General features: G+C 69.0%; 5 protein-coding genes and 2 pseudogenes. All 7 read left to right on the top strand.

Annotation, left to right across the window (positions count from 1 at the left end; genetic code table 11):
• A pseudogene (locus K228_RS0124010) lies at positions 1-356 on the top strand (replication-relaxation family protein); the annotation flags it as partial.
• A complete protein-coding gene (locus tag K228_RS0124005) occupies positions 344-919 on the top strand; it encodes a C40 family peptidase (RefSeq protein WP_025620658.1) in 576 nt (191 codons plus the stop codon). The pseudogene K228_RS0124010 and the gene K228_RS0124005, both read left to right, overlap by 13 nt.
• A 484-nt stretch (positions 920-1,403) precedes the next feature.
• Entirely contained in the window at positions 1,404-2,435 is a 1,032-nt protein-coding gene (locus tag K228_RS0124000; RefSeq protein ID WP_025620657.1) for a helix-turn-helix domain-containing protein, read from the top strand.
• An 83-nt stretch (positions 2,436-2,518) separates the two neighbouring features.
• Positions 2,519-2,806 carry a hypothetical protein gene (locus K228_RS0123995; RefSeq protein ID WP_025620656.1) on the top strand — a complete coding sequence of 96 codons (288 nt, stop codon included), beginning with the start codon at positions 2,519-2,521 and terminating at the stop codon, positions 2,804-2,806.
• 82 nt (positions 2,807-2,888) lie between these two features.
• Positions 2,889-3,155, top strand: coding sequence for a hypothetical protein (locus K228_RS0123990; protein WP_025620655.1), 267 nt, complete (start codon positions 2,889-2,891; stop codon positions 3,153-3,155).
• Between the two features lie 171 nt (positions 3,156-3,326).
• A pseudogene (locus tag K228_RS27930) lies at positions 3,327-3,494 on the top strand (DUF932 domain-containing protein); the annotation flags it as partial.
• Positions 3,495-3,760: 266 nt separating this feature from the next.
• Positions 3,761-4,179 (top strand): hypothetical protein (locus tag K228_RS0123980; RefSeq protein WP_025620654.1); only part of this gene is annotated, 419 nt, incomplete at its 3' end.

Genomic DNA, 4,179 nt, shown 5'->3' with positions numbered 1-4,179 from the left:
GGCACGGCGCGTGGAACGTCGGCGGTCAGGCGATGCTGTTCTGGCTTGAAGTCGATCTCGGCACCGAAACCCTGTCCCGGGTCGCGGGCAAGCTGACCGGCTACGCCGCGCTACCCCCACCCCGGGCCTACCCGGTGTTGTTCTGGCTGCCCACCACCGCCCGGGAAGCCAACCTGCACACCCACCTCACCCGCACCGGGATACCGAACGGGGTGACCGTGGCTACCGCCGCCGTCAACCACGCCCCCGACGCGGGCGGGCCGGCGGGTGCGGTATGGCGGGTCGCCGGACAACCCGGGCGGGTCAGCCTCGCCGATCTCGCCCCCACCGGGGACGGTGCCCCGTGCGACGGGTAGCAACCGGCCTTGCGGTAGCGGCGGCGGCGGTCGTGCTGCTGATCGCGTCCGCCGCCGGGGTGGTATCGGCCATTCACGGCGGGTACGGCGGCCATGGGCTACCGCCCGGCGTGGCCGTGTCCCTACCCCCGGGTTTCACCCTTCCGGCGGGCACCCCGCCGCCGGTCGTGACCGCTATCGGGTGGGCCCTGGCGCAACGCGGCACCCCGTACACCTTCGGCGGCGATTGCACCGCCGCGCATTCCGGCGTGCCAGCGCGGCAGTGTGACTGTTCGTCGCTGATGCAACAGGCGTACCGGGCGGCCGGGGTCACCATCGGACGCACCACCCGCGACCAGGTACACGACGGCACCCCCGTTCCGGGCGCGATGTATCTGCGTCCCGGAGATCTGATTTTGATCCCGGGTAGCGGCGGCACGCACACCGAACCGCGACATGCAGGAATGTTCATCGGTTCTGATTTGATCGTGCAATCCCCGAAAACCGGTGACGTGGTAAGGGTCAGCAAACTATCCGGATGGGCCGATCAGATAGCGGCCATTCGGCGAGTCGTACCGAGCTGAACGAGGCAAATGGAGAACACATCGAAGAGTCGCCGAACAGCCATTCGGGCGATGGGGTAAGAAGTGATTTTCACCACAAGGCATCGGGGTTCGTCGTTCGATTGATGGTCGGCGTATCCGGCGCCGACCGGCCCTGACCCCGAGGGCGGGCCGAATTCGCCCTGGCCAGCAGCGCTGCCGTCGCGCCATACGCGCCCCGATCGAACGCTACCCATACCGATATACCCACGCGCGGGGAACGTCCGCCAGCGGGGACCACAACGCCCCGCAGCGCCTATTACGGGCCGGACAGCCGGCCCTGAAATGAAGGGGTGGGTGGCATCCGGAATGGTTACGAAAAAAGTCTTGGAAAACGGGGTTGACATTCAACCGGCAACGAGGGTCCATGGACGTGGGCACCGAAACAACGGCCCCGGCGAAACCGCAAACAATTGCTAGCGCGATGCGGTATTCGCTGCCACCCCATTTCTGTGGAGGACCTGTCATGACCGCGAACCTGCATCTCACCGCCGGTAGCAACGAGGCCCAGTCCGTCGTCGCCGCCGCGCTGCGCCGCCACCCCGGCCTGACCGCCCGCAAGCTAGCCGGACAGGAAAACCTGCCACTGCCGGTCGTCACCGAGGCACTCAACACCATGGAGGCAACCGGAACCGCCATCCGCACTCCCGGCCCGACCAACGGCAACCGCAAGGGCGCCGACCTCTGGGAACCCACCACCCCGACTAACGACACCACTGACACCACGCCCGACACGGCCGACGAGGCGACCCCGGCGGGCAGTGACACGAGCGGCAACGCGGCGGACGCGGCGCCAGTGTCCGGGGTACCTGTGTCGGGCGGGCCGTCCGGCGCCGGTGACCACCTGAAGATCGTGATGGTCGCCGGGGTGCTCGGCGACTACCCCGACGGGGTGAGCGCGGCCGACGTGATCGACCAGTCCGGCCTACGCGCTCAGGTCGTCGCCCGGGTGCTTACGGCGATGGAAGTTGCCGGGGCGGCGGTCCGTAAGCCGGGCGACAGTGACAGCGCCCCGGAACGGTGGGTGCGCGGTGAGGCTGACCTCGCCACGGTGGACCTCGCCAACGCCGCCCCGTACCGCGAGTGCGTGTGCACCTGCGGACACAAGCACCGGATCAAGACCGGTGTCACGGTCACCGCCACCCGCCGCGCCGGACGCACCACCGGCGAAAGCAACACCGACGGGTCGCCGAAACTCGGCAAGAACGGCCTACGAAACCAGGTCGAAGCGCTGATGCGTGACCTCGGCCCCGGCCACGACCTCACCCCGGGCACCGTCGGCCGCGAGTTGGGCGGCCGCAGCTCGGGCGCGGTACTCAACGCGATGGGCCGCCTCGCCGCCATCGGGGTACTGACCCTAGCCAGCGAGGCGCCAACGAAGTACGCCCTCGCCGACAACCCACCCGCACCCACCGACGAGGTCGCCGCACTGATGACCCGCACGGGCACCGACCCGAGCGACACCGACGTGGCCGACGCCGCGCCGGCCACGACCTGACCGAACAGACCCGATACGCCGGGGCCGGGCACCATGCCCGGCCCCGGTGCTCACACCACCCAGACCAGAATGACCAATGACCAATGACCACCCACCGCCACCCCGGCCACAGCCCGGGGCGCCGTCGTACCGCGCCGACACCCCCACCGGCTGACACCGCCGACATGTACCTAGTCGCCGGGGGTGACCTAGTAGCCGTGTTCACCGATCCGGACGCCGCCGCCATGCAACACACGGTGATGACCGGCACCAACCTCGACACGATCACCCGGCGCATCAGCGCCCACAAGTGGCCGCGCGTACGCGCCCGACTCCAGGCAACAAACCCCGACCTAACGATCGTGGACGCGCGGACCGGAGACGACCAATGACACCCGACCCAACACCACCATTTCGGCCCGCCTCGCTGCCGAACTGACGCACTACGCGGACCCGCCGGGACACCCGGAATGCATGAAAGCCACACTCACGCTGTGCCCGCATATCGCGCTGGCCCGGCACCGCCGCGCCTGCCCGGACCGGCCTGGCGGCGGCACCATCCCGCCCGGCTCACACGGTGACAAGCCCGACCGCTACGTCCTCGGGATCACCCGCTCCTACCGGAGCGTGTTCATCCCCGAGCACGGCTTCACCGTTTATTTCCCCGCGCTGTTCAAGACCGTCCACGAGTACGCCTACGGCCCGCACGGGCGGCTGAACACCGACCCGGAACCCCGGTAGAACACCATCGGTGACGGGCGTCAAATTCGCCACAGAAAACTCGATAGACCGGACCAGATCGACTTGATCCAAAACCATAGGTAGGAACAATTATTTACGACAGCGCGGCCCCCGGATTGGAACCCCGGCCCGCCGTCGAGCCGAAACCACAACGTGGAAGGAAACCTCGTGGACACGCAGAAAGCGGTCAAGGGCACCCGGTGGGCCGGATACCAGGCCATCACCGAGTACCTCGACCACTACGCCAAAGCCGCCATCGCCGAGGTCCGCGCCCGCCGCACGGTCACCGGCACCGGGGCCGACCTCACGGCCCGCGCGTTCGACCTGCTGGCGGTCTGAGCGTGGCCGGGTATCGGGGCCGGCACCGCCACAGACGGCGGACGGCTCCGACACCGGCGGGCACCACCACCGCCGAACGTGTCACCAGCCCTGTTGCCCGACCGTCCGGCGCGGCCCGCCCGCCCAAACATACCGGCCCCGGACGCCCGCCCGCGCCGCAGATCGGCCGCATACCGGGGCATCGCACCGCCCGCCCGTCGGGCGCCGCTACGACTACGCCCGCATTTCGACGCACTCGCACGCACTCCAGGATGGAGGACCTTCATATGAGCACCGTCCCGACGCCGGCCGCCGACACGGTCCTGAACTCGATCGACGCCCTATGCGACGCCTACGCGAAGGCGAAAGTGGCCTACACCGTGGCCAACCACGCCGACACCAAGACCGAGCGTGACCACCACATCGCCCGCAGTCAGTACTGGAACGCCGAGGCCCAGAACCACTACAGCAGTCTGACCGAGGCCATCCACACCCTCGCGCCGGACCGCACCCAGGTCGAGACGTTCCTGCCCGTGCGGGTCCTACCCAACGGCCACGTCGAGATCCACACCCGCGACCAGCACGGCCGCCAGATCGTCGTCGTCCTCACTACCGCCGAGGCCGTCGCCATCGGCGTGCACCTGACCGCACACGCCGCTGCCAGCCTCGACCGCACCGGCACGATGCTCCACCGCGTCCTGCCCCC

Origin of the sequence: Salinispora cortesiana, from assembly GCF_000484695.1 — a bacterium.
In the GTDB taxonomy this organism is placed as follows: domain Bacteria; phylum Actinomycetota; class Actinomycetes; order Mycobacteriales; family Micromonosporaceae; genus Micromonospora; species Micromonospora cortesiana.
Note: the sequence above shows the minus strand (reverse complement) of the source record. Positions and strands in the feature narration are given on the sequence as shown.

What these genes read in the sequence shown, in the direction of transcription:
- K228_RS0123995 (WP_025620656.1), top strand. Translation starts at nt 2,519, where the DNA reads ATGACCACCCACCGCCACCCCGGCCACAGCCCGGGGCGCCGTCGTACC.
- K228_RS0123990 (WP_025620655.1), top strand. Translation starts at nt 2,889, where the DNA reads ATGAAAGCCACACTCACGCTGTGCCCGCATATCGCGCTGGCCCGGCAC.
- K228_RS0124000 (WP_025620657.1), top strand. Translation starts at nt 1,404, where the DNA reads ATGACCGCGAACCTGCATCTCACCGCCGGTAGCAACGAGGCCCAGTCC.